The sequence below is a fragment of the Stenotrophomonas sp. STK16_22 genome, from assembly GCF_051984505.1.
GTDB lineage: Bacteria > Pseudomonadota > Gammaproteobacteria > Xanthomonadales > Xanthomonadaceae > Stenotrophomonas > Stenotrophomonas maltophilia_A.
The window spans coordinates 3,000,206-3,026,038 of record NZ_CP196972.1; the positions used below are offsets into that span (position 1 = coordinate 3,000,206).

Annotated in this window: 23 protein-coding genes; 9 read left to right on the forward strand and 14 right to left on the reverse strand. The window is 65.3% G+C overall.

The annotated features are described in order from the left end of the window. Nucleotides 1-51 precede the first annotated feature (51 nt). Complete coding sequence (locus ACSYAO_RS14095) at nt 52-627, reverse strand: TetR/AcrR family transcriptional regulator (protein ID WP_049463188.1); 576 nt, start codon at nt 625-627, stop codon at nt 52-54. 69 nt (nt 628-696) lie between these two features. On the opposite strand from ACSYAO_RS14095, the gene ACSYAO_RS14100 reads away from it, so the two are divergent. Continuing rightward, nucleotides 697-1,242, forward strand: a complete 546-nt coding sequence (locus tag ACSYAO_RS14100) for a thioesterase family protein (protein ID WP_049463187.1) — start codon at nt 697-699, stop codon at nt 1,240-1,242. 6 nt (nt 1,243-1,248) lie between these two features. Here the strand turns inward: ACSYAO_RS14100 and ACSYAO_RS14105 are convergent, their stop codons facing one another. Beyond that, on the reverse strand, nt 1,249-2,382 hold the full coding sequence (locus ACSYAO_RS14105; protein ID WP_049463186.1) for an agmatine deiminase family protein: 1,134 nt from the start codon (nt 2,380-2,382) through the stop codon (nt 1,249-1,251). A gap of 105 nt (nt 2,383-2,487) precedes the next feature. Here ACSYAO_RS14105 and ACSYAO_RS14110 point away from each other — a divergent pair, with 105 nt between their 5' ends. Beyond that, nucleotides 2,488-3,372, forward strand: coding sequence for a LysR family transcriptional regulator (locus tag ACSYAO_RS14110; protein ID WP_149909394.1), 885 nt, complete (start codon nt 2,488-2,490; stop codon nt 3,370-3,372). Here ACSYAO_RS14110 and ACSYAO_RS14115 read toward each other — a convergent pair. Together ACSYAO_RS14115 and ACSYAO_RS14120 are read right to left on the reverse strand one after the other, a co-directional pair. Further along, entirely contained in the window at nt 3,347-4,135 is a 789-nt protein-coding gene (locus ACSYAO_RS14115) for an SGNH/GDSL hydrolase family protein (protein ID WP_049463184.1), read from the reverse strand. The genes ACSYAO_RS14110 and ACSYAO_RS14115 overlap by 26 nt on opposite strands. 49 nt (nt 4,136-4,184) lie before the next feature. After that, nucleotides 4,185-5,150, reverse strand: a complete 966-nt coding sequence (locus ACSYAO_RS14120) for a DUF2268 domain-containing putative Zn-dependent protease (protein ID WP_049400167.1) — start codon at nt 5,148-5,150, stop codon at nt 4,185-4,187. A 138-nt stretch (nt 5,151-5,288) separates the two neighbouring features. On the opposite strand from ACSYAO_RS14120, the gene ACSYAO_RS14125 reads away from it, so the two are divergent. Continuing rightward, the gene (locus ACSYAO_RS14125; protein ID WP_049463183.1) at nt 5,289-6,272 is read left to right on the forward strand and encodes a hypothetical protein; all 984 of its coding nucleotides are present in this window, start codon (nt 5,289-5,291) and stop codon (nt 6,270-6,272) included. A 10-nt stretch (nt 6,273-6,282) separates the two neighbouring features. On the opposite strand, the gene ACSYAO_RS14130 is transcribed toward ACSYAO_RS14125, so the two are convergent. The 3 genes from ACSYAO_RS14130 to ACSYAO_RS14140 all read right to left on the reverse strand — a co-directional run bounded on the left by ACSYAO_RS14130 (nt 6,283) and on the right by ACSYAO_RS14140 (nt 10,061). Continuing rightward, nucleotides 6,283-6,603, reverse strand: a complete 321-nt coding sequence (locus ACSYAO_RS14130; protein WP_006376283.1) for a hypothetical protein — start codon at nt 6,601-6,603, stop codon at nt 6,283-6,285. 133 nt (nt 6,604-6,736) lie between these two features. After that, nucleotides 6,737-7,489 carry a hypothetical protein gene (locus tag ACSYAO_RS14135; RefSeq protein WP_049463182.1) on the reverse strand — a complete coding sequence of 251 codons (753 nt, stop codon included), beginning with the start codon at nt 7,487-7,489 and terminating at the stop codon, nt 6,737-6,739. Nucleotides 7,490-7,598: 109 nt separating this feature from the next. Next, nucleotides 7,599-10,061, reverse strand: coding sequence for a S9 family peptidase (locus ACSYAO_RS14140; protein ID WP_049463181.1), 2,463 nt, complete (start codon nt 10,059-10,061; stop codon nt 7,599-7,601). 256 nt (nt 10,062-10,317) lie between these two features. On the opposite strand from ACSYAO_RS14140, the gene ACSYAO_RS14145 reads away from it, so the two are divergent. Continuing rightward, nucleotides 10,318-10,974 carry a DUF6602 domain-containing protein gene (locus ACSYAO_RS14145; protein ID WP_149909395.1) on the forward strand — a complete coding sequence of 219 codons (657 nt, stop codon included), beginning with the start codon at nt 10,318-10,320 and terminating at the stop codon, nt 10,972-10,974. Between the two features lie 131 nt (nt 10,975-11,105). Here the strand turns inward: ACSYAO_RS14145 and ACSYAO_RS14150 are convergent, their stop codons facing one another. Next, nucleotides 11,106-11,435 (reverse strand): hypothetical protein, encoded by a 330-nt coding sequence (locus ACSYAO_RS14150; protein WP_006376346.1) that lies wholly within the window; start codon nt 11,433-11,435, stop codon nt 11,106-11,108. Between the two features lie 572 nt (nt 11,436-12,007). Here ACSYAO_RS14150 and ACSYAO_RS14155 point away from each other — a divergent pair. From ACSYAO_RS14155 to ACSYAO_RS14170, 4 genes are all read left to right on the forward strand, one after another. Next, nucleotides 12,008-12,514 (forward strand): hypothetical protein, encoded by a 507-nt coding sequence (locus ACSYAO_RS14155; protein WP_223224724.1) that lies wholly within the window; start codon nt 12,008-12,010, stop codon nt 12,512-12,514. 12 nt (nt 12,515-12,526) lie between these two features. Next, nucleotides 12,527-13,948, forward strand: coding sequence for an XVIPCD domain-containing protein (locus tag ACSYAO_RS14160; protein ID WP_049463178.1), 1,422 nt, complete (start codon nt 12,527-12,529; stop codon nt 13,946-13,948). Between the two features lie 70 nt (nt 13,949-14,018). Continuing rightward, the gene (locus ACSYAO_RS14165) at nt 14,019-14,795 is read left to right on the forward strand and encodes a HipA family kinase (protein WP_049463177.1); all 777 of its coding nucleotides are present in this window, start codon (nt 14,019-14,021) and stop codon (nt 14,793-14,795) included. Beyond that, nucleotides 14,773-15,165: a DUF3037 domain-containing protein gene (locus ACSYAO_RS14170; protein WP_049400180.1), complete on the forward strand. Its 393-nt coding sequence runs from the start codon at nt 14,773-14,775 to the stop codon at nt 15,163-15,165. The genes ACSYAO_RS14165 and ACSYAO_RS14170 overlap by 23 nt, the downstream gene beginning before the upstream one ends. 12 nt (nt 15,166-15,177) lie before the next feature. Here the strand turns inward: ACSYAO_RS14170 and ACSYAO_RS14175 are convergent, their stop codons facing one another. The 3 genes from ACSYAO_RS14175 to ACSYAO_RS14185 all read right to left on the reverse strand — a co-directional run bounded on the left by ACSYAO_RS14175 (nt 15,178) and on the right by ACSYAO_RS14185 (nt 18,020). Beyond that, complete coding sequence (locus ACSYAO_RS14175; RefSeq protein ID WP_149909396.1) at nt 15,178-15,402, reverse strand: hypothetical protein; 225 nt, start codon at nt 15,400-15,402, stop codon at nt 15,178-15,180. Nucleotides 15,403-15,464: 62 nt separating this feature from the next. Then, nucleotides 15,465-16,895, reverse strand: coding sequence for a serine hydrolase domain-containing protein (locus ACSYAO_RS14180; RefSeq protein WP_049463175.1), 1,431 nt, complete (start codon nt 16,893-16,895; stop codon nt 15,465-15,467). A 219-nt stretch (nt 16,896-17,114) separates the two neighbouring features. After that, a complete protein-coding gene (locus tag ACSYAO_RS14185; RefSeq protein ID WP_049400186.1) occupies nt 17,115-18,020 on the reverse strand; it encodes a LysR family transcriptional regulator in 906 nt (301 codons plus the stop codon). 119 nt (nt 18,021-18,139) lie between these two features. On the opposite strand from ACSYAO_RS14185, the gene ACSYAO_RS14190 reads away from it, so the two are divergent. Next, nucleotides 18,140-19,129: a zinc-dependent alcohol dehydrogenase family protein gene (locus ACSYAO_RS14190; RefSeq protein WP_049463174.1), complete on the forward strand. Its 990-nt coding sequence runs from the start codon at nt 18,140-18,142 to the stop codon at nt 19,127-19,129. A 43-nt stretch (nt 19,130-19,172) separates the two neighbouring features. Here ACSYAO_RS14190 and ACSYAO_RS14195 read toward each other — a convergent pair whose 3' ends face one another. The 3 genes from ACSYAO_RS14195 to mtnA form a co-directional block, all read right to left on the reverse strand. Further along, nucleotides 19,173-21,701 carry a membrane-bound PQQ-dependent dehydrogenase, glucose/quinate/shikimate family gene (locus ACSYAO_RS14195; RefSeq protein ID WP_049463173.1) on the reverse strand — a complete coding sequence of 843 codons (2,529 nt, stop codon included), beginning with the start codon at nt 21,699-21,701 and terminating at the stop codon, nt 19,173-19,175. Nucleotides 21,702-21,832: 131 nt separating this feature from the next. Continuing rightward, complete coding sequence (gene gyrA / locus ACSYAO_RS14200; RefSeq protein WP_049400193.1) at nt 21,833-24,547, reverse strand: DNA gyrase subunit A; 2,715 nt, start codon at nt 24,545-24,547, stop codon at nt 21,833-21,835. Nucleotides 24,548-24,767: 220 nt separating this feature from the next. Next, nucleotides 24,768-25,832 carry an S-methyl-5-thioribose-1-phosphate isomerase gene (gene mtnA, locus ACSYAO_RS14205; protein WP_049400195.1) on the reverse strand — a complete coding sequence of 355 codons (1,065 nt, stop codon included), beginning with the start codon at nt 25,830-25,832 and terminating at the stop codon, nt 24,768-24,770. Nucleotide 25,833 lies beyond the last annotated feature (1 nt).

Sequence of the window (25,833 nt, forward strand, 5' to 3'; positions counted from 1 at the left end):
GCGGCGTCCCGTCAGGGCCTGCGCCGAGTCTCCCGCGACCGTGCCGCCGGATCAAGGCCGCGCGGCGGCTTTCAACAACTGCGCGGCCACCTGGTCGAACGGGGCGATGTCCTGCAGTGCGCGGCTCATCGCCACCGCACCTTCCACGCTGGCAATCACCAGACTGGCCAGCCCACCCGCGGCGGCCGGATCGTGTCCGTCGGCGACGAACGCTGCGGCCAGATGGCCCTGCCAGCGCGCGAATACCTCTGCAGCTGCCGCGCGCGGCTGGCTCGGTACGGCCTCCACCGGCTCCTCCACCGCAGCGGCCAACACCGGGCAGCCGGCGCGGAAATCCGTGCGCAGCAGGCGCTCGCGCCACATCGTCAGGAACTGCTGCAGGCCCTGCACCGCCCCGCCCTTCAGCAGCTCCACCAACAACGCTTCGACCTTGTCGCCGGCCATATGGGTGGCACGCGCCAACAGCTCCTGCTTGCCGCCGGGAAAGTGGTGATAGGTGGAGCCCAGCGGTGCCTCGGCCAGCTTGGTGACCTCACGGATGCTGGTGGCATTGAGACCCACACGCGCCAGCATCTGTGCCGCAGCATCAATCACGCGTTGTGGCGCATCAGAGGGACGCGGGCTCACGGCAGGCTCCTTGCCAGGACAGTCGTCATAGATTAGCGTACCGGCGATTATATAACAGTCGTCATAACCATGAATCTCTGGTTCCGCCTGCTCCACCTGCTCCTGTGCAGCCTGTTCCGGCCCAAGCTGGATGCCCCGTTCGGGGTCTCGCGGCTGCAGTTCCGGGTACTGCCCAATGACCTGGACAGCAACCTGCACATGACCAACGGCCGCTACTGGAACATCTTCGACCTGGGCCGGCTGGACCTGATCCTGCGCATGGGCCTGGGCCGGGTGGCGCTGCGCGAGAAGTGGGCACCGATCGTCGGCGCCGGCACCATCCAGTTCCGCCGCGAGCTGAAGCCGTTCCAGCGCTTCACCCTGGAAACGCGGCTGGTCGGCTGGGTCGGCTCGCGCGGGATCATGGAACAACGCGTACTGATCGGGCCCGAGCAGAAGATCGCCACCCGTGCGCTGCTGGTCACCGGCATCTACGACCGCCGCGCGCGGCAGTTCCTGGGCATGCCGAAGATGATGGAAGCGATCGGCGTGGTCGCCCCGCCGTCGCCGCCGCTCAGTGCAGCCGCCGAGGCGCTGCTGGCTGCCGATGCCGCATTGAAGCAGGACGACGCCTGAGGCGCGTCAGCCCACCTTCGGCATGTTCTTGGTCACGCAATGGATGCCGCCACCGCCGCCGGCAATCGCGTCGATATCCACCTGCTCGATCACGCGGCCGGGATACATGTCTTCCAGTAGTTCGCGGCAGAATCCATCGGCTTCGTCGTCTCCGAACTGCGGCGCGACCACCGCGCCGTTGATCGGCAGGTAGTTGATGTAGCCCATCGCCAGATCGTCGTTGTCGCGCGTATGCACGTTGTCGCGTCCGTCCAGCGGCGGCGGCAGCGTATGCACCTGCAGGCGACGGCCATCGGCATCGGTGGCCCCGCGCAGGATCCGCAGATGCTCGCGGGTCAGGTCGTAATCGTAGGACTCCGGATCGTTGTCCAGATTGGCGATCACCACGCCCGGGCGTACGAAGCGCGCATAGAAGTCCACGTGCGCATCGGTGATGTCCTTGCCGGCGATGCCGGGCAGCCAGATCACCTTGCGCAGGCCCAGGTGATGCTTCAGCTCGGCCTCGATATCCGCGCGCGACCAGTCCGGATTGCGGTTGCGGTTGACCCAGCAGCTTTCGGTGAGGATGGCCGTGCCGTGGCCGTCGACTTCGATGCCACCGCCCTCGCCCACCAGATCGCTTTCCAGCAGCGTCGCACCGGTCACCTGCGCCAGCCACGGCGCCACCGCGCCATCGTTGCGCGCGCTCTGCTTGCCGCCCCAGCCATTGAAGTTGAAGTCGACCAGGCCCAGGCCGCCCTTGTCATTGGTGACGAAGCACCCACCATAGTCGCGCACCCAGATGTCATCCAGCGGCACCTCGAGGAACTCGATGTTGTCGCGGCCACAGCGATCCTGCGCCTGCTTCAACTGCGCCGGGCGGCACAGCACGCTGACCGGCTGGTGGCGCGCGATGGTACTGGCCAACCGCGCCACGGCGGTGTTCACCGCATCGGCTTGCGCGCCCCACACCCGCGGCTGCGCGGCGAAGGCAAGGAACACGCGTTCCTGTGGGCCGTGCTCGTCCGGCATGCGCCAAGTCCCCGCACCTGGCCCTGCTGCAGCCACGCGACCCGGCAGCCCGGCCAGGCCCAGAGCAGCCAGGCCGCCAAGACCGGCGGCGCCCGCCAGCTGGGTGAGGAAGTGACGACGGTTGCTCATGACAGGCTCCATGGCCGGTGTGGGATGGGCGCTATGCTGCGCTTGCCGACACATAAGAACAAACGATAGATTCAGCCATCAATTGAACAGTTTTACTTATCTGAAATGCTCAAGCACTGGCCAGCACTGAACGCGCTACGGGGTTTTGAGGCTGCGGCCCGGCTGGGCAGTTTCCACCGTGCGGCGGAGGAACTGCACCTGACCCAGTCGGCCATCAGCCAGCAGATCCGGGGTCTGGAAGCGTCGCTGCAGCAGCCGTTGTTCTTCCGGCAGGGCCGCAGCGTCACCCTCACCGATGCCGGCATCGACCTGCTGGAAACAACGCAGGCGCTGCTGCGGCAGCTGGCCAGCGGCATCCGCCGGCTCGATCAGTACCGCAAGCCCAATCAACTGATCGTCAACGCCAGCCCGGCCTTTGCTCGGCATTGGCTGGTGCCACGCCTGGCCAGCTTTCACCGGCTGCATCCCGACGCCGACCTATGGCTGCTGACCAGCGAGGAAGCGCCGGACATGACCACGCAGACGCTGGACGTAGCGGTACGTGATGACCTCGACTCACAGGCGCAGTGCCAGCATCGCGTGCTGCTGCAGGATCGTCTCTATCCAGCCTGCCATCCGGCCCTGCTCGCCACACCGGCGCACGAACGCCTCACCCTGCATGGCGAGCGCGAGATGGACTGGAGCCAATGGCAGGTACAGGGTGGCGCCGATGTCGGCCAGCGTCGCGAGGGAATGAATTTCTCCGAGCCCGGGCAGTTGATGGATGCAGCCTGCCAAGGGCTGGGCATCGCACTGGTCAGCGAACTGCTGAGCGCGCGTGCGTGCGAACAAGGCCTGCTGCAACCATTGGATGATGCACGCGTGCGCGGCCCCCGCTGGAGTTGGCTGGTACATGAGGAGAGTGCAACCGATCCGCTGGTGATCAGTTTCTGCGAGTGGTTGTTGGCAAGCCTGCCCTGCGGAGCTACTTCTGCTGCAGCGCGCGCTTGACCGCCGCCTCAGCCAGCGGCGCCATCACCGCATAGCCCTTCGCGGTGGGATGCACACCGTCGTCGGCCAGCTGCGGGTCCAGTCCGCCGATCGCATTGGCCATCGGCGTGTAGTAGTCCAGATAGACCAGCTGCTGTGCATCGGCATAGCGCTTCAATGCCGTGTTCAATGCACGCACCTTGGGCGCAGGTGCTGTGCCCGGCAGCCACGGGTAATCGCTGACCGGCAGCACTGATGCCAGCACTACGGCGATGCCATGTGCACGGGCAAGGTCCACCATCGCGTGCAGGTTGTCTTCGATCATCGCCTGCGTGGACGGGCCGGTGTTGCCTGCAATGTCGTTGGTGCCGGCCAGGATCACCACCACCTGTGGCTTCAGTGCCAGCACGTCCTGCGGGAAACGCACCAGCATCTGCGCCGTGGTCTGGCCGCTGATGCCGCGGTTGAGCCAGCCCTTGCCGGGGAAGAAACCGGCACTGCCTTCCCTGCCCCAGCCCTCGGTGATGGAGTCACCGAAGAACACCACGCGCGGCTGGCCGGGCACCGCATCAGGTAGGCGCGCATTGGCATCACGATAGCGTTGCAGCTCCGGCCAATCGGCCAGGCGCTGCTGCATGAAGCGCACTTCGTCGGGGCGTAGCTGATCGATGGGCGTCTGCAGCAGCGGGTTGACTGCGACGGCCTCAACGGCGCCCAGCGGAGAAGCCAACGCGAGGCCCAACGTCACGACAGTGGCAGTGGCAAGCTCAACAGGTCCACGCATGCGGGTACTCCTGAAATCATCTTCAGCAGTCTAACGCCCCACCCTGTGCTCAGCGTGCAGCCGTACGCGCCGCCACACCCGTGACTTTCGCCGGCATCCACATACCCGGCGTCCAGCCGCTGGCGGCCAGGATCGCCTTCGGGTTGTCCTGCTGGATCAGCGCACGCACCGCGTCACGCTTGTCCTTGGCCTGCAGGTAATAGGCCTTGGCGATGCGGTATCCCACCCAGTACCCCAGGTCGTAAGGTTCCTGCGAGCCTGGCTTGTAGTTGTACAGCCACGGCGACAGATCGGTGCTGTCCAGATCCAGCGCGAACGCGCTTTCGATATGCACTTCCCGACCACGGGTCCATGCCGCATGGCGCCCGTTGCCGACGTTGCCGGAAATCAGTTCGGCGATGAACTCAGCAATGCCCTCGCCCAACGAAACACGCAGCACCGTCGCATGCGGGTCGCCCGGCTCGAAGTCGGTCAGGCCGGTCTGCTGGATGTGCACGTACTCGTGCGCGATCACATGCACGAAGCGGTCCTGCACATTGGGATTCATGAAATCGGCTGCGCACAGCGCTTCCAGGCCGATGATCACGCCGCTTTTCGAGGTCAACCCTACCGGACGACCACGGCCGACGGCGATGGTCACCGGTGGAAACGCAGCCTGCGGATAGATGGCCTGCAGGTTGGAAAACACCTGCGTCAGACGTTGTTTCACCGCCGGCAGTTCGGCCAGGCAGCTTCGCCCCTGCACATACAGCTCCGGCTGGCTGGCGATGGACTCGGCAATGCGCTCGGGGGTGACCCGGCGTGCCTTGGCCAGCTCGGCCAGGCCCGCCGAACCCTCGGCCATGTAGCCACGCAACTGCGCAACGCTGGGTTTTCCACCTGCGTTGTCGTACAGCGCGTAGAAGCGGCTGACATCGTCAGTGACAATCTGCGGCCCGGCCGGTGCCGCCGCCGTGGGCATGCCAACCACCCCGGCACAGGCCAGGGCCAACAGGCCGCGCAGGATCATGGACATCGCTCCGTCCTTGGTGGAGTGCATGCGAAGCGCGCAATCTATCACTCCGGCCCGGCCGCCGCAGCAAGCAGATGCGGGCACCCCGGCGCTGTGCCAGACTCGCGTTGGCACCTGCCACGGAAGATAGAGCACCCCGCGATGATGATCGTTCCCGCCTACTGGGCCGAAGCCCGCCTGCAGGCCCGTTTCCGTGGCCGGCCGGTGGTGGTGCGCCGCTTCGGCTGGTCCGACGAAGGCCCTGCCGAGGCGCAGGTGCACGCCGACCGCCGCGCCAATGAAGCCCTCAATGCCATCCTCGCCGGACAGGTGCTGCCGCGTCGCGAAGTGCGCAGCAACTACGGCGTGGAAGGCGTGCCGATCCGCGAGCAGATCGTGCAGCGCGACGGCGACGTCGTCATAACCCGCAACAGCTATGGCGCACTGTGCCTCAACAGCCCGGACGTACTGTTCGCCGACATCGACCATGCGCAGCCGCCAGCCGGCTGCGTGATGCCGGCCATCGTTGCGGCGGTCGTGCTGCTTGCCGGCGCCGTCACCGGCACGCTGCTGTGGCATTGGCTGGTGGGACTGGTGCTGGGCGTGGCGGCGGTGGTTCTGGTCAATGCGGCATTGCTGATGCGCCGCAGGCAGCGGCTGGCCGCCGCCGGGGGCGCCGAGGGGTTGGCGCTGCGACGCGTGGAAGCCTTCAGCGAACAACACCCCCACTGGCATCTGCGCGCCTACCGGACGCCTGCGGGACTGCGCGTACTGGCGATGCATGCCACGTTCTCCCCGGAGGACGAGCAGCTGCAGGCATTCTTCAAGGCACTGGGCACCGATACCCTGTACGCGCGCATGTGCCGGCTGCAGCATTGCTTCCGTGCGCGACTGACACCGAAGCCGTGGCGCGTCGGCCTGAAGTACCGCATCCGCCCGCCAGTGGCCGCGTGGTCATCCGAACAGGCCAACAATCCGGATCGACTGGCCTGGATTGCCGAGTACGAAAAGAAGAGCGCCGGCTTCGCAGCCTGCGCTTATCTACGCAGTTTCGGCGATACCACCCGGGTGCATGCCAAGGCCGAGCACGTGCGCGACCTGCATGACGGGTTATCCCACGCGCAGGACCGCCTACCGCTGGCGTGAGGGCGGGTGCTCAGTCAGCGCTCTGCACGAACGGCTGCCCTGCCAGGGTAGTGCCCAGCCGCACCGCGATCTGTTGACCGTCCTTTTCGAAGGTCGTCGCACACTGCTTTCCGTCCTTCTGGCATCCGACTTCCGGAAAGCCCTCCAGCGACTCCGGCGCGCCCTGCGCAGGTTTCGCCTGCCAGCCTGCAGCATCCAGCAGGCGCTTGGCCTTGGCGTAAGGCATGCCGGCGACAATGCCCAATTGCGTCAGCTCAGCAGGAAACGACTGAGCATATGCCGTTGAAACCAGGGCCAACGACAACGTTGCAGCAAGGAGAATGGCTTTCATTGCACCGACCTGGAACGAGCGATCAGGTTCAGCCTAGACCATTTGCGTGGCGTGCGAATGTGCCGGTAACACGTCGTTACCGAGTCTCCACAGTTGATTGCAGAGCATCCATGGATGATCAATCTGCCGTTTCCTAGCGCAGGGTTCCACAACGCAGCGCCTCCAAGGCAAGGTCGCCGCGTAATCTGTTCTGAAACCAAGCGATCTTGAAGCGTTCGCGTGTGGGTTCTCCCGCAGGTAGCAGCCCCATCAATGCATCGCTCAACGCCGGACGCCACTCTTCCTGAGCACCTTCCAGAACCTGCTGATCGAAGTCCGCCGACGACAGGCGCTTCCAAGGCAGCATCATCGTGTGCTGGGAGGTGGACACCAAGACGGTATCCGGGTGGCCCAGCCGGGATACGACCACGGTCATGATGGGATAGTCATCGGTCCGGAGACTGTTGAAGTGCTCTGCAACGCGCTCCTGCAAACCCTGCCCGGCCAGAGCTTGCCGTGCCCAGGCCTGCTGCTGGGCAAACGAACATCTGGCCGGCGGCATGCTGCGCAGCTCCGGATCCAGCTTGAGTATCGCGGGCCGGTCCAGCTGCGAAGTGATCAGATCCACCGTGGCGTCCCTGGTCAACGGTGCTGCCCGCAGCGCGGCCTCGAACGCTGACAGCGCCCCGAACGGCAGAAGCTCCAGCAAACGCGGCTGGACGTCGGGCGCATCAACCACCTGTACACGGGTGGTCAAGCCATAGGCATCGCGCCGGATGACCCAGCGCTCAGATACAGAACCCCAACCAGACCAGTCGTACGTCACGTGCACGCTCATCGGGGGCTGCACCGCCATTGCCACTGGAGAAACCAACAACGTGGCCAGTACCAACATCCATGCCTTCATGAGACTTTCCTATCTCTGTCGAACAGCAGCCGAGCATGGCGCGGCTCTACAGGATGCAGGAAGGCCGCCCGAAGGCGGCCTCGTGCAAAGCAGTCGAGCTCGCTCGACGCTACTTGGCGTTCTTCACGTAGGTGTCGAACCAGTTCAGCATCTCCGACACCAGCTGCTCGTTGGACTCCAGCGCGGTGTACCAGTGCGGTTCGTTCGGCAGCATCACCAGGCGGGTGGTACCGCCGTTGCCACGAATGGCCTGGTACAGCTTGCGCGACTGGAACGGTTCGGTGCCCGGGTTGGCATCGTCCTCACCGTGCACCAGCAGCAGCGGCAGCTTGATCTTGTCGGCATAGAAGAACGGCGAGGCCTTCAGGTACACGTCCTGCGCCTGCCATACCGAGCGACGCTCGTTCTGGAAGCCGAACGGGGTAAAGGTCTTGTTGTACGAACCGCTGGTCGCCACACCGGCCTTGAACAGGTTGGTGTGCGCGATCAGGTTGGCGGTCATCAGGCCGCCATGGCTGTGACCGGTCACGCCGATGCGGTTGCGGTCGACCACGCCCATGTCCACGGCCTTGTCCACCGCTGCCTTGGCGTCGGCTTCCAGCTGCTCCAGGTAGGTGTCGTAGGCGTTCTTCGGGTCGCCCACGATCGGGAACGAGGCGTTGTCGATGATCGCGTAGCCGGCCAGCAGCATCAGGCGGTACGGCTGCAGACGGGTGAAGGTCTGCTGCGAACCGGACACCTGGCCGGCCTGCGCAGCATTGGCGAAGTCGGCCGGGTAGGCGTACAGGATCGCCGGCACGCGCTGGCCTTCCTTGTAGCCCGGCGGCGTATACAGGGTGAACGACAGGTCCACGCCGTCGGCACGCTTGTAGGTCACCAGCTGCTTCTTGATCTGGCGCACTTCCGGGGTCGGGTCGACCAGCTTGGTCAGCGCGGTCGCGGTGGACGCGAACTGCGCCTCGCCGGCCTTCGCATCGGCCACTGCCTCCCCCTGCTGGCGGATGAAGGCGTTCGGCGGATCGATCACCGACTGGTGCCAGGTCAGGTAGCGCCCCGGCGTGTTGCTGAAGCCGAGGAACTGTTCGTAGGCGTCGGCACTGCTGCGGAACAGGCGCTCGCTCTTCAGCGTGCCCAGGTCAAGGCGGTCGAGGAACGGACGATCGCCCTGCGGCGAGGCGCCACGGCCGCTGAGGAACACGTGGTTGCCCTCACGGCGCACGACCTGCGCACCATTCGGCAGACGGGTGAACACCAGGTTGCCGGGATTGCCGTACAGCTCATCGCTGGACATGTCCCACAGCAGGCGGCCTTCCTTCTTCGGCTGGTCCACATCGACGATGCGGGTCTGCATCCAGTGGCGGTTCTCGTCGTTCTCGTACTGGAAGGCTACGGCCGGATCGGCGGTCCACGCAAACCCTTCAAAACGCTGCGCGGTACGGGTGATTTCGGTCGGCTTGCCGTTGAACGGGGCCTTCAGCATCAGCACGCGGTCACGGTGCGGCACGCTGACCTTCCAGTCGCCTTTGTCCAGCGCTTCGGCATAGACCAGGGTCGCCGGATCGGTGGCTCGCCAGTCGAAACCGCGCGGGCCTTCCGGTACGCCGTGCACCGGCACGCGATCCGCCAGCGGCAGGCTGGCGATCGGCGTGCTGCGGCCATTGCTCACGTCCAGTACGGCCACGTCGTTGGCGAAGCGCTGGTAGGTCACCGCATGTGAGTACGGCGCCTTGATCGATTCGGTCAGCACGTGCACGCCGTCGGGCGCGGCGCTGACCTCGTTGAACAGCGCAGGCTGCCCCACCGGGCGCACGCTGCCCGCGGCGGTATCGACCACGGCCAGCTGCGAAGCGCCGTAGTAGGCGAACAGCTTTTCGTCATGCACGCTGGTCAGCGTGTCGCGGGCTTCGTAGGTGCTGCTCTCGCCACTGCTGCCCAGCGATTCCTGCGCATCCGGACCGGTCGGCACGCCACCGTTGGACGGCGCCGGACCCTGATTGGCCGGCACCAGTTTCACCAGCAGGTTCTGGCTGCCACCCAGCCACTGCACGGTGTACCCGAAGATCGGATTCAGCTGCACGTTCGGCACCTGCTTCACCTGGCCGGTGGCCGCATCGCCTACCCACAGCTGCACGCTGGTATCGACCGCATTCTGGAAGGCGAAGTGGCTGCCATCGGCCGACCACAGCGCGCCGGTGGCGCAGCCCTGCGGCAGGTTGACCTTGGTCTCCTTGCCGCTGCCGATATCGACCAGGGTGAAGTCGGCCACGCAGGCCGGAATACCGTAGCCGCCGGGGGTGTCATGCCGACTGCGGTTCTTCGGCTCCAGGCGAACGCCGGCCAGCTTCAGGTACGGCTGGGCGACGCGGCTGATCGACGGGTAGGTCTGCGCGGTGGTCAGCAGCAGGCGCTGGCCGCCCGGGGCCACGTTCGGTGCTGGCGGCGGCGGTGCCTTCAGCACCTTGAGCAGGTGTTCCGGCGGCTTCGCGTAATCGGCAAGCGCCGGGCCTGCGGCCAGCAGGCCGACGGTGGCAACGGCAACAGCCGCCGCCAGAGAGGTTCGACGGATCAGCATCCTTATCCCCTGGGGTGTGAACGGGCGCCCGAGGACGGGCAAGGGCCCGAATCTAGCACCGCAGGGGCTGTCGTGAATGGGCCGGAAGGGCTAGTGGCCGGATGGGGCAAAGTGGAGGACACCCCCGCACACGATGATTCTGCGCTCAATTATTATGAAGCTCCCCATTCGACGCGAAAACATGGGAACTCCCAAAGACCCCCCCTACCTTCAATACTGCCGAAGCGCAATCAACTCGCTTGTCGCTCAGTACGAGATGAGCAAGGTGATCGGGCACTCTGCCACTGCAGGAACCGTCCGCGAGCGACTAATTCATGACTTTCTCGAATCTCATATCCCTGAAATGACCAGTACTGTGAGCGGCGTCATTATTGACTCACAGGGAAGGCGGTCACGCCAGCAAGACATCGTTTTGATGCTGAAGTCCATGCCGAGGCTTCGCTTTAACAGCGGTCACGACATGATTTTCCACGAGGGCGTCGTTGCGACGATCGAAGTGAAAACAAATGTCTCCAAGTCCGTTCTACTTGAAATATCCAAGAACATCTCTAGCGTCAAGCGCCTGGATCCCACAAGCCTCGGGGGCGTCCAGCTGGGTGAGCTGGACTGGCCTATGCATCGAATTTTGCATTGTATTGTGGGTTACGGTGGATCAGGCCTTCACGATATATCCAATGTCCTCAGCGATTTCCCTGAAGGAGAGAAGCCAGACATCTATCTCGACCTTACCAAAGGAGCACTTCTCCGAAATGAAGGAATCTTCTCAGAGAAACTCCTTGGAACCGACTATCTAATCTATGACGATCCCGGCGAAGGTCTCGCTCGATTCCTGTCAGCCCTCACGATCGTTACATCTTCATATTCAGTTCGAGATGTAAAGTGGGAGAAGTACATTCAACCGCGTTCCGATTGACGCCCCCCACGCAACACCAAATCCTGCGAAAGGATCCGAACGTGGCCCGACTGGTATGAGGCCGGATGGGGCAAAGTGCAGCTCCGGGAGGTGCCGGGGAGCTGCCGGCACCTGCCAGGCATGGCCTGGCACTACTGCTGGGCGTGCAGGTCCCAGGCGGTGAGATAGTCCGGGTCAACCACGATCATGCCGCTGTTGCTCATCCGGTACTCTCCCGGCTGGGCCGGCAGGTACTGGTCAAGCATCGGCGGCAGGTAACGCTCGTGGCCATCATTCTCGTCGGCCAGCACCACGCCTTCATCGGCACTGATGCGCAGCACCGTTCCCGCGTACTGCTCCAGTCCCTGCACCTGGCCGTCGCCGCCGTAGCGGGTCACCCCGACCAGCACCAGTTTTCCGATCATTTCCTCGACCTTGGCATCGTCCAGGGCCGGCAGCATTCGTTCGTATTGGTCGCTCATGGGTGCACCTCCAAAGCCTGCAGGATCATCATGGACAAGCCAGCCTCCGCGCTGCGAAGGCCATCGGGCAACGCAGAGGACAATCTGGCGGGCGTATGTCTGTATTGCAGGGCCGGCAAGAGCATGCCGGGACCGCATCGGGTGAACAGTGGCAGATGCTGTGGGTGGCGGCCATCCGTGCCGGCAAAGTGGCCGTATCAGACCAGGGTCAACACCACGCGTTGCAGTGCATGCAGGGTAAAGCGTGACAGCTGCGCAGTTGTTGCATGACGGCCTCCTGTTGAAGGTCACACGCGAAGTTGATGCTCCATGGACCCGATGCTGACATCGCGCGCGGAATGGTCAAGTGAAGAATGCGCACCCGTTCACCTTTTGTAACGCATTCGGGTGCCTCGATTACGCTTAACCTCTGCTTCATCCGGCTGGCCCTAGGGTCAACCTTCAATCTGCAAGGAACGCACATGCCCCGGTACGCATTCATACGACCGTGGACGCTCGCACTTTCAGCGGCCACGCTCTGCGCCTGCGCACATGCCGCCGACCGCACGCCGACTTCTCAAGGAACCGACACCATGGCCCCCGCCGTATCCGAGACCACCTCGCCCTCCCCGCTCAATGCCGAGCAGTTGCTGCTGCGCCTGCTGGACCTGATCAAGGTCACGACCTCCACCCGTGAGCTCACTGCCGAGCGCCTGTCCGCGGCAATGCAGGCGCCGGCGCAGGTCTTCGGCCCCGGCCACTTCGGCTATGGCGGCACGCTGACACCGGAATGGGGCTATGGACTGGAAGTGCAGCGGGCCGGCACTGCCGACGCGCGGCTGGACCTGAACTTCATGGACACCAGCAGCGATCGCAAGGCCTCGGCTGCGGCGATCTGCCAGGTCGACTTCAACCACTTCGCTTCCGCACTGGATGCCGCTGGCTTCAAGCGCGAGACGGTGCGCGGCGAACACGGCCGGGTGATCTACGACCGCTTCGATCGACCGCAGCTGAGCATCAAGGTCGACACCATGCCCGAGAACCCCCACGCCCTCGGCGACGCCACGCATGCCTGCGTGCGTCTTGTCACCGTGCAGTAAGGGGAGCCATCAATGACGATCCTTTCCGCAGAAACGGAACGCCTGCTGGGCGAGTTCGCCGGCAAGACCGACGTCACCAGCGACCAGGTCGACAACCTGCGCAGCGTCATCGCGGGCTCGCCCGTCCTGGCGAAGCAGGTGGACGCCGCCATCGCGGCAGGCTACCTGGAACGCTTCGAACTGTTGCCCGCCACAAGCAACGCGGGTGGCACCTACGAGACCGGCACGAAATCCATCAACCTGCCCGCCAGCAGCTTGTCGACCCCGTCGGCCCCGGACAGGTTCGACGCGGCCGAGGTTGCCTTTGTGCTCGGTCACGAGATCCAGCACGGTTTCAACGATGCTGATGTCGAGCGCGCCTACGTGCAGTTCGAAGCCGACGTGGAGCAGGTCGCGGGCCGTACAACGAGCCATGATTACACCGAGGCCATCGGCACCCTGCTCGCGGCCAACCGCCGCGATGAGGCTTCTTCGAACATCGCAGGCTGGAATGCGCTGGTCAGCCAGGTACGTGCCAGCAACCCGGACGCTACCCTGCGCGACCTGTATGAAGCCAGCACCCGCTCGACAGACGTCATCCAGTCGCGACCCGGCCCGCCGATCACCTATGCCCCGCACCCGGAGCTGACCCTCAATGCGGACCTGACCATCTCCCCCACCGCAGCCAACATCGAGGGAATGGCCAGGCACTATTACGATCAGGGCGTCAGCACCGGCCTGGGCCATCATGGGAATTCGGACTACCAGAATTTCTACGGCGCCCTGGCGATCGGACTGGCCAGCGAATACGAGGCCGCGAATCCAGCGCCCGATGGCGTCAGCCGGATGGAAGTGAACATGAAGAAGCTGGGCCTGGACGAGCGCCTGCTGGAGCAGAACGGGCTCAACCTCGGCGAGGGCTCGCCCCCGCGCCAGCCCTACTTCGATACCAGTACCTCGCCGTCGACGCTGCATTACTTCGACCACACTGAGGGCACGCATACGCATGTGCCGATCACCACACAGCATGCGGTGGAGGGCGATGGCTTACCGACGCTGCTTGCGGAAGGCCGTGACCGTTCGCTGCACGAGCAGATCCGCGGCAAGGTAGCTGAGCTGGATGCTGCCAACGGACGCAGTTTCGATGCGTCCAGCGAGCGCCTGAGTGCCAGCCTGCTGGTGCTGGCCCGCGAAAACGGCCTGGACCGGGTCGACCATGTGGTGCTCAGCCGCCAGACCGAGGGTGCGGGCGCGGCGCAGAACATCTTTGTGGTGAAGGGGCCGCTGGATGATCCGGCCTCGCTGCGCGCCTCATCACCCACTGCCGAGGCCGCCCAGCGTCCGGTGCAGGACAGCCTGGATACGCTTGCCGTGGTCAACCAGCGGCAGGCCGATCAGGCCACGCAGGAACAGGTCCGCGTGCAGGAACAGCAGCGCGGTGCGCTGACGCACTGACGGGGAACGACATGGAGCCGCCGGGACGCGCCCGGCGCTCCCTTGGCGGCACCCACGCTAGAATGCGCGCATGCGCACCGTACATGCCCTCCGCTACATCACCCCCTTGCGGGAAGGTGGCTCCCTGCCGGCCGTGGTTGAGACCGACGACGACGGCATGGCCGTACTGAAGTTCCGAGGCGCCGGCCAGGGCCCGAAGGCCTTGATCGCGGAGCTGATCGCCGGCGAAATGGCGCGCACGCTGGGCCTGCCGATTCCGGAGATCCTGTTCGTGGAGCTGGACCGCGAGTTCGCCCGCACCGAGCCCGACCCGGAGATCCAGGAACTGATACGCGCCAGTGAAGGTTTGAACCTGGGCCTGGACTACCTGCCCGGTGCGATCAACTACGACCCGGCGGCGATGCCGGTGGATGCCGACCTGGCCTCGCGCATCGTCTGGTTCGATGCGTTCACCAGCAATGTCGATCGCACCACGCGCAATCCCAACCTGATGGTGTGGCATCGAAAGCTGTACCTGATCGATCACGGCGCGGCGATGTACTTCCATCACGACTGGGCCAACGCCGGCGATGCCTGCGAGAAGCCCTTCGTGCTGATCCGCGACCATGTGCTGCTGTCGTTCGCCAGCCGCATCGCCGAAGTGGATGCCGAGCTGGCCGCGCGCCTGACCGATGCCGAGATCGAGCGCATCGTCGGCCTGGTGCCGGACAGCTGGCTGGTCAACGAGCCGGCATTCGACAGCCCGCAGGCCTATCGCCAAGGCTACATCGACTATCTCAAGCATCGCCTGAAAGTGCGTGCGGTGTTCGTGCAGGAGGCCGTCCGTGCCCACGCTGCACACGTATGACTACGCGGTCATCCGCGTGGTACCGCGGGTGGAACGCGAGGAATTCATCAACGTCGGGGTGATCGTCTCCTGTCCCGGCGCGCGTCATCTGGAAGCGGCCATCGAGATCGATCCGGCACGCCTGCACGCCTTCGCGCCAGCGCTGGACCAGGAGGCGCTGCAGCCGTGGCTGGATGCGATAGTGGCGATCTGCCGCGGCGATGCCAGCGCCGGGCCGATCGCACAGCTGCCAGCGCGTGCGCGCTTCCATTTCCTCACCGCCAAGCGCAGCTCGGTGGTGCAGATGTCGAGCACGCATGTGGGCCGCACGGCGGACCCGGCGGGTGTGGTGGAACACTTGATGACGAAGATGGTGCGGGTGCCGCGCTGACGCGCCCGTCTCTCACTTCCGGGCGCGCGCCCTGTGCCAGGCAATGAACGCACAGGCTACTGCAGCGGCAATCAACACCCACCCGGCTGCCGCTTGTCCATGCAGGTAGCCTTGTGCATACGCAGCACTGGCACCTTCGCTGGCCATGGCCGGAACACCCTTGAGTATCACGTGCACCCCACGCAGCAGCAGCACCATGCTGGCGACCAGACACACCACGGGAAGGAGTCGGCTCATGGCCCGATTCTGGTCCGCCACCTGCCCCAGCGTCAACATCGCTGTGGCATAGTCGCTCGGGACTACAGCGGCACTCTTCGCGCGATGTAGTTGACCACATTGCCGATCGCATCCGGATCGACATTGGCCAGCCCAACGATCACATAGCCCTGCGCGGGTAGCACCACGATGGCACTGTTCGATCCGGGCGCACCGCCTTCGTGGCCGTACTGATGCTCCCTGCCCTCGCCCTGCACCACGAAGCCGAACCCGTACCAGCCCTTGTGGTTCTGCGCCGTGGTGGCCTGCTGCAGCAATGCAGGTGAGACCAGCTTTCCGCTGCGCAGCGCCTCGGCGAACTTCACCATGTCGCTCACCGTGCTGTAGCCACCACCGGCTGACATGCCGCGCCAGGGCAGCGACTTCGTTTCACGCACCCATTGCCCATCCTGCTTCGTATAGGCGACCGCACGCCGTGGCACCGTCACTGTTTCCGGTTCGAAGCCGGTGCCGGTCATGCCTGCCGGGCGCAGGATGTGTTGCTCCACATAGGCGTAGTACGACTGCCCGGAGACGGCCTCGATGATCCGCCCAAGCACGATGAAGCCATAGTTCGAGTAGCTGTCCTGGCTGCCGGGCGTGAACTGCGGTGCATCCTTGGCAAAGCGCTGCACATAGTCATCCAGCGTCTTCAGCGACGCGGAATACTGCTCGAAATCGTCGCCGAAGAAATCACCCAGGCCACTGGTATGGGTCAGCAGCTGGCGAACCGTCACGCTGTTGGCAACGGCCTTGTTCGGATAGTCCGGCAGGTGCTTGCCGATCGTGTCATCGAGACTGAGTTTGCCCTCCTGCACCCGCTGCAGAATGGCCACTGCGGTGAACATCTTGTTGGAGGACGCAAGGCGGAACTGCGTATCCACGCCCACTGGAATGCCAGCGGTGCGATCGGCATTGCCACCGCGCCAGTCCAGCAGCACCTTGCCGTTCCGTGCCACCTGCAACGCACCCGACAGCGCGTCCTGGGCCCGCAGCGCCTCCAGCCTTGCTGTGGCATCGGCCATCAGGGCAGGCAAAGCAACCCTCTCCGGTCTGTACTTGTCCGGCGTTTCAGTGCCTTCGATCTGGAACTGCTTCACATGCGCCGGGCTGGCCGGATCCATGACGACCGTCACCCACATCGCGCGCTCGCTCAGCTGGCCCATCACCAGCACCTTCGCGTGACCGGGCGCGCTCTGGCGTGTTTCCAGCACACTCAGCGGGCCGGTGCTCTCGCGGAACTCGAGATAGTCCTTGGGGCTGCTGCCTTCCTTCTTCGCGTAGGTATCGGCGAACGCCTGCAGTTGCTCGAGGCTGCCAGCGTTGAAGGCCGCCAGCCAGTCATCGATGGCGTCCTGCGCACGTGGATGTGCACGCTCGGAAGATGTGGCGCCGATTGCTGGAAAAACCGGGGTAACCAGTAGAACCGAACAGGCCAGTGCACTGCAGAGAAACAGGCGTCCAACAATCCTCATGGCAGTTCCTTTGCGGGGATTCCTGGACGCATCCTAGACCAAGGATGCGGCCGCCGCATCGACACCAGGGACTCTGCTGCAACATCTCAACGGTGACACTGAATGCATCGATGCGCTGCCATCCACTCCGCCTGCGTGGTGGAATGCGCACAGCCCCGGATGCAACGTGAGTGCGAGATCCTTCGCAGTTGATGGAAACCCTTCTACCCGATGGCCCCGCTATCGCCTTGCCATCGTCTGTTCGCTGAATCTCGCCACGCAGAAGTCCAGGAAGCTGCGCAGCTTGGGCGTCAGCTGGCGATCGCGCGGATACACCAGATTGATCCAGGTCGACACCGGTACGTAGTCCGGCAGCACTTCCACCAGCTCACCACGCGCCAATGCTCCGGCCAGCATTTCGTGCGGTTGCAGGATCAGCCCCAGCCCTCCGATGGCGGCGGTCAGCAGCGGCTCGGCCTGGTTGACCATGAAGCGGCTGGACACTGGCACGGTCAGCACGCCGCCATCGGTATCGCGAAAGCTCCAGCGGGTGCGGATGATCGAATGCGCGAAGCCCAGGCACTCGTGGCGGCTCAGGTCATTGGGATGGGCAATGGCCGGTCGCGAAGCCAGATAGTCCGGCGAGGCACACAGGACCAGCGGATACGGCCCCAACCGCCGCGCCACCAGCCCACTGTCGGCCAGATCGCCAGTGCGGAACACCAGGTCGTAGCCGTCTTCAACGATGTCCACCAGACTGTTGGACAGGTTCAGATCGACCTGCACGTCCGGGTACTGCTGCAAGTAGGCCACCACCGCGGGGCCCAGCGCATGCACGCCGAAGGTGACCGGCGCACTGATGCGCAGGCGCCCCATCGGCCGCCCGCGCGCCACTTCGGCCAGCTGCTCGGCCCCCTCCACTTCCTCCAGGATCACCCGCGCCCGCGCCAGGTAGGCCTGGCCGAAGTCGGTCAGGCTCTGCTTGCGCGTGGTGCGGTTGAGCAGGCGCACACCCAGATGCTGCTCCAGCGCCTGGATGTGCTTGCCGACCAGCTGCGGCGACAGGTCCAGTGCCTCGGCAGCGGCGGCGAAGGAGCCGACCTCAGCCACCTTGGCGAAGGTCCGCAGGGGAACGATCAGGTCCATTGCAAACAATTGTTTTTCAATGAAACGCCAGATTACCCCTTATTCTGGATGCAGACTACGCGCACAGTAGCGCTCACCCTTTCGCCGGCGCCCTCGCCGGCCCTTCCTCGGAGCCCCCCATGAGCCAGGTTGTCCGCATCCACGAATATGGCACTGCCGATGTACTGCGCATCGACGATATCGACGTTCCCGCCCCCGCCCCTGACGAAGTCCAGATCCGGGTGAAGGCGATCGGCCTGAACCGCGCCGAGGTGATGTTCCGTAACGGCGCCTACCTGCAGGAAGCGCAGTTCCCCAGCCGCCTGGGCTACGAAGCGGCCGGCGTGGTTGAAGCCGTCGGCAGTGCAGTGAGCGGATTCACTGCGGGCGATGCGGTCAGCGTGGTGCCGCCGCTGGATATCGCGCGCTGGGGCACCTACGGCGAACTGGCCAACGTGCCGGCACGACTGGTAGTCAAGCATCCGCAGGCACTGGACTTTGAAACGGCCGCCGCGGTGTGGATGCAGTACGTCACCGCCTGGGGCGCGCTGTTGGAACAGGCACGCCTGGCCGCCGGCGATTTCGTCATCATCACCGCCGCCAGCAGCAGCGTCGGCCTGGCCGCCATCCAGATCGCCAATGCAGTCGGCGCCACGTCGATCGCTGTGACCCGTGGCCCGGGCAAGCGCCAGGCCCTGCTCGACGCCGGTGCCGCCCATGTCATCGCCACCCAGGAACAGGATCTGGTGGCCGAAGTGGCGCGCATCACCGGCGGCGCAGGTGCCCGCGTGGTGTTCGATCCGATCGGTGGTCCGCAGTTCGTACCGCTGACCGAAGCCATGGCGCGTGGCGGCATCCTGCTGGAATACGGCGCGCTGAGCAGTGAACCCACCCCGTTCCCGTTGTTCAACGTGCTGGGCAAGTCACTGACGCTGAAGGGTTACCTGTACTCGGAAATCGTCTCCGACGATGCCGCGCTGGCACGTGCCAAGGCCTTCATCGTGGATGGCCTGGACAAGGGCACGCTGGCGCCGAAGATCGCCAGGGTGTTCCCGTTCGCGCAGATCCAGGACGCACACCGTTACCTGGAATCGAACGAGCAGATCGGCAAGGTGGTAGTGACGGTGTGATCCAGCGTCATGCAACGGGGGCGGCCCACCGCCCCCGTTGCGGTTACCTCGGCAACGCAAAAGCCATCACGTAATCGCCGTTCGGGGTTTCCATGAAATGGTGGCCGCCGGCCATGATCACCACGTACTGGTGCCCGCCCTGCTCGTACACCATCGGATTGGCTTGGCCTCCCGCGGGCAGCTTGGCATGCCACAACTCCTTGCCGGTCCTCAGGTCGATGGCGCGCAGCAGGTCATCGGTGGCGGCGGCGATGAAGATCAGGCCGCTGGCGGTCACCACCGAACCGCCATTGTTCGGTGTGCCGATCTCGATCGGCAGGCCGGAGCGGATGCCGAAGGGTCCGTTGCCGCGCGCACTGCCGAATGGACGGTCCCACAGCAGTTTGCCGGTGCGCAGGTCGATGGCACGGATGCCGCCATAGGGCGGCTGCTTGCACAGCAGACCGGTGAACGGCAAGCGCCAACCGGCATTGACCTGGATGGCGTAGGGCGTGCCCACCTGCGGGTCACCCGCGCCTTCTGCTCCGCCCTTGTCGAACCGGATCTTTTCGCGCGGCAGCCAGCCCAACCGGTCGGCCTCCGCGCGTGGCACCAGCCGGTTGTAGTTCGGCATGTCGTTGTAGTTGGCCACGATCACGCCGCGGCGCGTGTCGATGGACACGCTGCCCCAGTCCGAGCCGCCGTTGTAGCCGGGGTACTCGATGGAATGGCGGTCACTGCTCGGCGGCGTGTAGAACCCTTCGTAGTAGGCCTTGCGGAACTGGATGCGGCAGACCAGCTGGTCGATCGGGGTGATGCCCCACATGTCACGTTCGGTCAGCTCATGCTCGCGACGCAGCGTGTGGTACAGCGAGAACAACTGCGTGGGTGAACGCTGCTCGGGTTCGACGCCGCCCACCGGCACCTTGCGCTCTTCGGCCGCGGTCAGAAGCTGGCCGTTGCGGCGGTCGAGGATGTAGATGTCGCCCTGCTTGGTCGGCAACAGGATCGCCGGCACTTTGCCGGCAGCGGTCGGGTAATCGATCAGGCTGGCCTGCGAACCCAGGTCGTAGTCCCACACATCCTTGCGCACCGCCTGGAAATGCCAGACCGGCTTGCCGGTGGCCACGTCGATCGCCACCAGTGACGTCGCATAGCGGTTCTGGTTTTCCGTGCGTGAGCCGCTCCAGTAGTCACCCGCGGAATTGCCCAGCGGCAGGTAGACCAGGCCCAGCGCCTCATCACCGGTGGCGGTGGTCCACATGTTGGGCGTGCCGCGCGTATAGGTCTGCTCGCGCGGCGGCAGACCGCTGCGCTCGGGCTGGTCCATGTCCCACGCCCAGCGCAGCTTGCCGGTGATGGCATCGTAGGCCTGGATCACGCCCGACGGCGCATCGCGGCGCTGCCCGTCCAGCACCTGGTGACCGGTCACGATCACCCCGCGCACGATCGCCGGTGGCGAGGTGATCGACACGTAACCCGGTGGCACCTCACCCATGCCTAGGGTGATGTCGACCTGGCCGTTGTTGCCGAAGTTGGCGCAGGGGCGGCCGCTGTCGGCGTCCACCGCGATGATGCGGCCGTCCAGCGTGCCTTCGATGATGCGTGCCCAGCACGCCGGGCGATTGCCCGGTGCAGCACTGCGGGTGACGCTGGGCGGCGGCTCCGGCAGCGCCAGATCGGCGGCGACATCGGCCAATGCCGCATCGGCAATGGTCGGCGTGCGGGGCTGCTCGTAGTAGCTCACCCCACGGCAGGCGGCGGTGTACGGAATCGAGGTGTCCTTCACCTTGGGGTCGAACCGCCACAGTTCCTTGCCGCTGGCGGCATCGAGTGCGATCAGGCGGTTGCGCGCGGTGCACAGGTAAAGGCGATCGCCGATCTTCAGCGGCGTGGTTTCCGCGCCCCAGCGATTCTTGGGCATATCGCCGGTACGGAACTGCCAGGCTGGCTGCAACGAGGCCACATTGGCCGGGGTGATCTGCTGCAGCGGCGAATAGCGGGTGGCGGCATTGCTGCGGCCCCACGCCGGCCAGTCGCCCTCGGCGGGCTGGTCAGCCGGCTGCAGGCCCGTGGTATCACGCGTAGGTTCCAGTCCGGCGCTGACCGCGCCTTCCGGGAACGGCTGATGCCCGTCCACTTCACCATGCGGCGCAAAGGCCAGGCCGAAGGCAGCCACGAACACCAGCATCAGCACGCCGGCCACGCTGCGCGACAGGCGTTTGGAGACCGGCTCGTGCAGGGTGGGCGCCAGCAAGGCCAGCACGATGCCGAGTGCGGTCACCAGGCCCAGCCGGGGCACCCAGCGCCAGTAGTCGCTGCCTGACTCCCACCAGGTCCACAGCAGCGTGCCGATGAACACCAGCGCGTACAGCAATGCACCGCTGCGGCGGTTGCCGAACAACAGGATGCCGCTGGCCAGCAGGCCGAGCCCGGCGATGGCGTAGTACGCCGAGCCGCCAAGGCTGAGCAGCCACGCACCGAGCCCGCCGATGACCAGGCCGAGCACGACCAGCAGCAGCGACAGCACGGTGACAAGGGGGTGCCGGGAGGCGCGAACAGGGGCAGGAGCGGACTGCGGCGTGGCGGACATCGTCGATCTCCGGGGGCAGCATGCGCCGTTATCCCACCGCCTGCGTGAAGCGCGCGCGTATGTGCGGCATCCGGATACGACGACGCCGGCACAGGGCCGGCGTCGTCGGGTACCTCAGGTTCGCGGCAGGATCACTCCTGCGCGGCGTCCTCGCTGCTGGCAGCAGCCGGTGCGCCGTCGGTCGCGGCCGGTGCGGCGACGGCCACCTCGTCCTCGTCTTCGTCGATCGAGGCATCCATGCGCTCCACCGCCTGCAGCTTCTCGTCCTTGGACAGGCGGATCAGGGTCACGCCCTGGGTGTTGCGGCCAACGCGGCTGATTTCCGAGCCACGCGTACGCACCAGGGTGCCACCATCGGAGATCAGCAGCACTTCGTCGCTGGAGCCCATCAGCACCGCGGCGACCAGCTTGCCGTTGCGCTCGGTGGTCTGGATGCCGATCACGCCCTGCGTGCCACGGCCCTTGCGCGGGTAGTCGGGCAGCGGGGTGCGCTTGCCATAGCCGTTCTCGGTGGCGGTGAGGATGTACTGCACGCTGGCGTCATCGGCGCCGTCGATCACCGCATCGCCATTGGCTGCGGTTTCCTCGACACCGTTGTCGTCCTCGTTCTCGTCCTCGCTGCCACCGGCACTCTCGGCCACGATCAGGCTGACCACTTCCTCGCCGGCCGGCATCTTGATGCCACGCACGCCGGTTGCGGTACGGCCCATCGAGCGGACCTTGTCTTCACCGAAGCGCACGGTCTTGCCGTTGGAGGCGAACAGCAGGATGTCGCGCTCGCCGTCGGTCAGGCCGACGCCGACCAGGGCATCGCCCTCGTCGAGGTTGATCGCGATCTTGCCGCGCGCCAGGCGGAAGGCGAACTCGCCCAGCGGGGTCTTCTTGACCGTACCGTTCTTGGTGGCGAAGAACACGAACTGGCCATCGGCGTATTCGCGCACCGGCAGCACGGCCTGCACGCGTTCGCCCGGCTCCAGCGGGATCCAGTTGATGATCGGACGGCCGCGGGCATTCGAACCGGCTTCGGGCAGCTGGTAGACCGGCAGCCAGAACACCTTGCCCGAGCTGGTGAAGGTCAGCAGCGTATCGTGCGTGTTGACCAGCCACAGCTGTTCGATGAAATCCTCTTCCTTGGTCGCTGCCGCACTGCGGCCACGGCCGCCACGGCGCTGTGCGCGGTACACGCTCACCGGCTGCCGCTTCACGTAACCGGCATGTGACACGGTGACCACCACGTCTTCCGGCGCGATCAGGTCGAGGATGTCCAGGTCTTCTTCGCTGTGGCGGATTTCGGTACGACGCTCGTCGCCGAACTCGGCCTTGACGTTGACCAGCTCCTCGCGGATCACCTGCAGCAGGCGGTCGGGATCTTCCAGGATGTGGATCAGCCCGGCGATCACTTCCAGCAGCTGCTTGTACTCGTCGGTCAGGCGGTCCTGCTCCAGCCCGGTTAGGCGGTGCAGGCGCATTTCCAGGATCTGGGTGGCCTGGATCTCGGTCAGCTGGTAGCCGCCCTCGATCAGGCCCACGCCCTTGGGCAGGTCTTCCGGGCGCGAGGCTTCGGCACCGGCGGCACCCAGCATCGCACCGACCAGGCCCGGCTCCCACACGCGCGCCAGCATGCGCTCGCGTGCTTCATTCGGGTTCGGCGAGGTCTTGATCAGCTCGATCATCTCGTCGATGTTGGCCAGCGCAACGGTCAGGCCTTCCAGCACGTGGGCACGGGCGCGCGCCTTGCGCAGCTCGAACACGGTGCGACGGGTGACCACTTCGCGACGGTGGCGGACGAACGCCTCCAGCATCTGCTTGAGGTTCATCAACTGCGGGCGGCCATCGACCAGCGCCACCATGTTGATGCCGAACACCGATTCCATCTGGGTCTGCTGGTACAGGTTGTTCAGCACAACCTCGGCAGATTCACCGCGCTTGATCTCGATGTAGATGCGCATGCCGTCCTTGTCGGACTCATCGCGCAGCTCGCTGATGCCTTCGATCTTCTTTTCCTTGACCAGCTCGGCGATCTTCTCGATCAGACGCGCCTTGTTCACCTGGTAAGGAATTTCGGTGACGATGATCGATTCGCGGCCGTTGTCGGCCACTTCGATATCGGCCTTGGCACGAATGCGCACACGGCCGCGGCCGGTGCGATAGCCGGCGACGATGCCGGCAGTGCCATTGATGATGCCGGCAGTCGGGAAATCCGGGCCCGGGATGTACTCCATCAGGCCGTCGACATCGATTTCCGGATTATCAATCAGCGCGATGCAGGCGTTGATCGATTCGCTCAGGTTGTGCGGCGGGATGTTGGTGGCCATGCCCACCGCGATACCGGCCGAACCGTTGACCAGCAGGTTCGGGAACCGGGTCGGCATGACCGTCGGCTCCAGTTCCTTCTCGTCGTAGTTGGGCTGGAAATCGACGGTTTCCTTGTCGATGTCCGCCATCAGCTCATGCGCGAGGCGCGACATGCGCGCTTCGGTGTATCGCATCGCCGCGGCGGAGTCGCCATCGATCGAGCCGAAGTTACCCTGGCCATCGACCAGCATGTAACGCAGCGAGAACGGCTGTGCCAGGCGCACCAGCGTGTCGTACACCGATTGATCGCCATGCGGGTGGTACTTACCGATGACGTCACCGACGATACGCGCCGACTTGAAGTAGGGCTTGTTGCTGTGCGCGTTGAGTTCGTTCATCGCGAACAGCACGCGGCGATGCACCGGCTTGAGGCCATCGCGCGCATCCGGGAGCGCGCGGCCCACGATCACGCTCATGGCGTAATCGAGGTAGCTCTTGCGCATCTCGTCTTCCAGGTTGACCTGGATGATTTCCTTGGCGTTTTCTGCCATTCGGGTTCCGTTGTCTGGTAGCGGTCCAGTCCGGCGCAGCCCTCTGCGGGAGGGGGTCGTGCCGGAACCTCGATTCAACCTGTGGATACTACCACAACAGGCCGTTCCCTGCCTCCATTTACGGGGATTTTACCAGCACAAATCAGGAACTTAGGGGGGGGGCGCGGCCAGCGGCCGGCACTACCGGGGGCGGAGGTCACGCTGCCCCCTCCCCTGTGCCTCACCCGCCGAAGGCGGCGCGCATGTTCTCGATGGTCGGGTTCAGGATCACCCCGCGCTCGGTCACGATGGCATCGATCAGTTCACCCGGGGTGACGTCGAACACCGGGTTCCAGGCGGCGATGCCTTCGGCCACGGTGCGGGTACCGCCCACGCCGTACAGCTCGCCCGGGTCGCGCTGCTCGATCTCGATCTGGCTGCCATCCACGGTCTCCATGTCCACGGTCGAGGACGGCGCCACCACCATGAACTTGACCCCGTGGTGGCGAGCGGCGATGGCCAGCTGATAGGTGCCGATCTTGTTGGCGGTATCGCCGTTGGCGCAGATGCGGTCGGCGCCGACGATCACCCATTGCACCGCACCGGTCTTCATCAGGTGCGAGGCTGCCGAATCGGCGATCAGGGTGGCGTCGATGCCATCCTGCTGCAGTTCCCACACGGTCAGGCGTGCGCCCTGCAGCCACGGACGGGTCTCGCCGGCGAACACGCGGGCGATGCGGTGCTGGGCCATGCCGGCACGGATCACGCCCAGTGCCGTGCCGAAGCCGGCGGTGGCCAGCGAGCCGGTGTTGCAGTGGGTCAGCACGCCGCTGCCGGCCTCGATCAGGCCCGCGCCCAGCGCGCCCATGTGGCGGTTGGCGGCCAGGTCCTCCTCGGCAATGGCCTGCGCTTCGGCTTCCAGCAGAGCCTTCCAGTCGGCGCCGGCGACGTTCAGGCAGCGACGCATGCGCGCCAGCGCCCAGGCCAGATTGACGGCGGTCGGGCGCGATGCGTTCAGGCGCTGCAGCGCCGGCTCCAACTGCTGAAGCGCATGCGCGCCATCAGCGGCCTGCACGTCCCGCGCCGCCAGCACCACACCCCACGCTGCGGCAATGCCGATCGCGGGCGCGCCACGCACGGTCAGCGCGTGGATGGCGCTGGCAACTTCGTCACTGTCATGGCAGACCACGTGCTCGACCACGAACGGCAGCTTGCGCTGGTCCAGCAGTTGCAGGGCATCGCCGGTCCAGAGGATCGGGCGGATGTGGTCATAACGGGCGTAGTCGATGTCGGAGGCAGTGTTCATG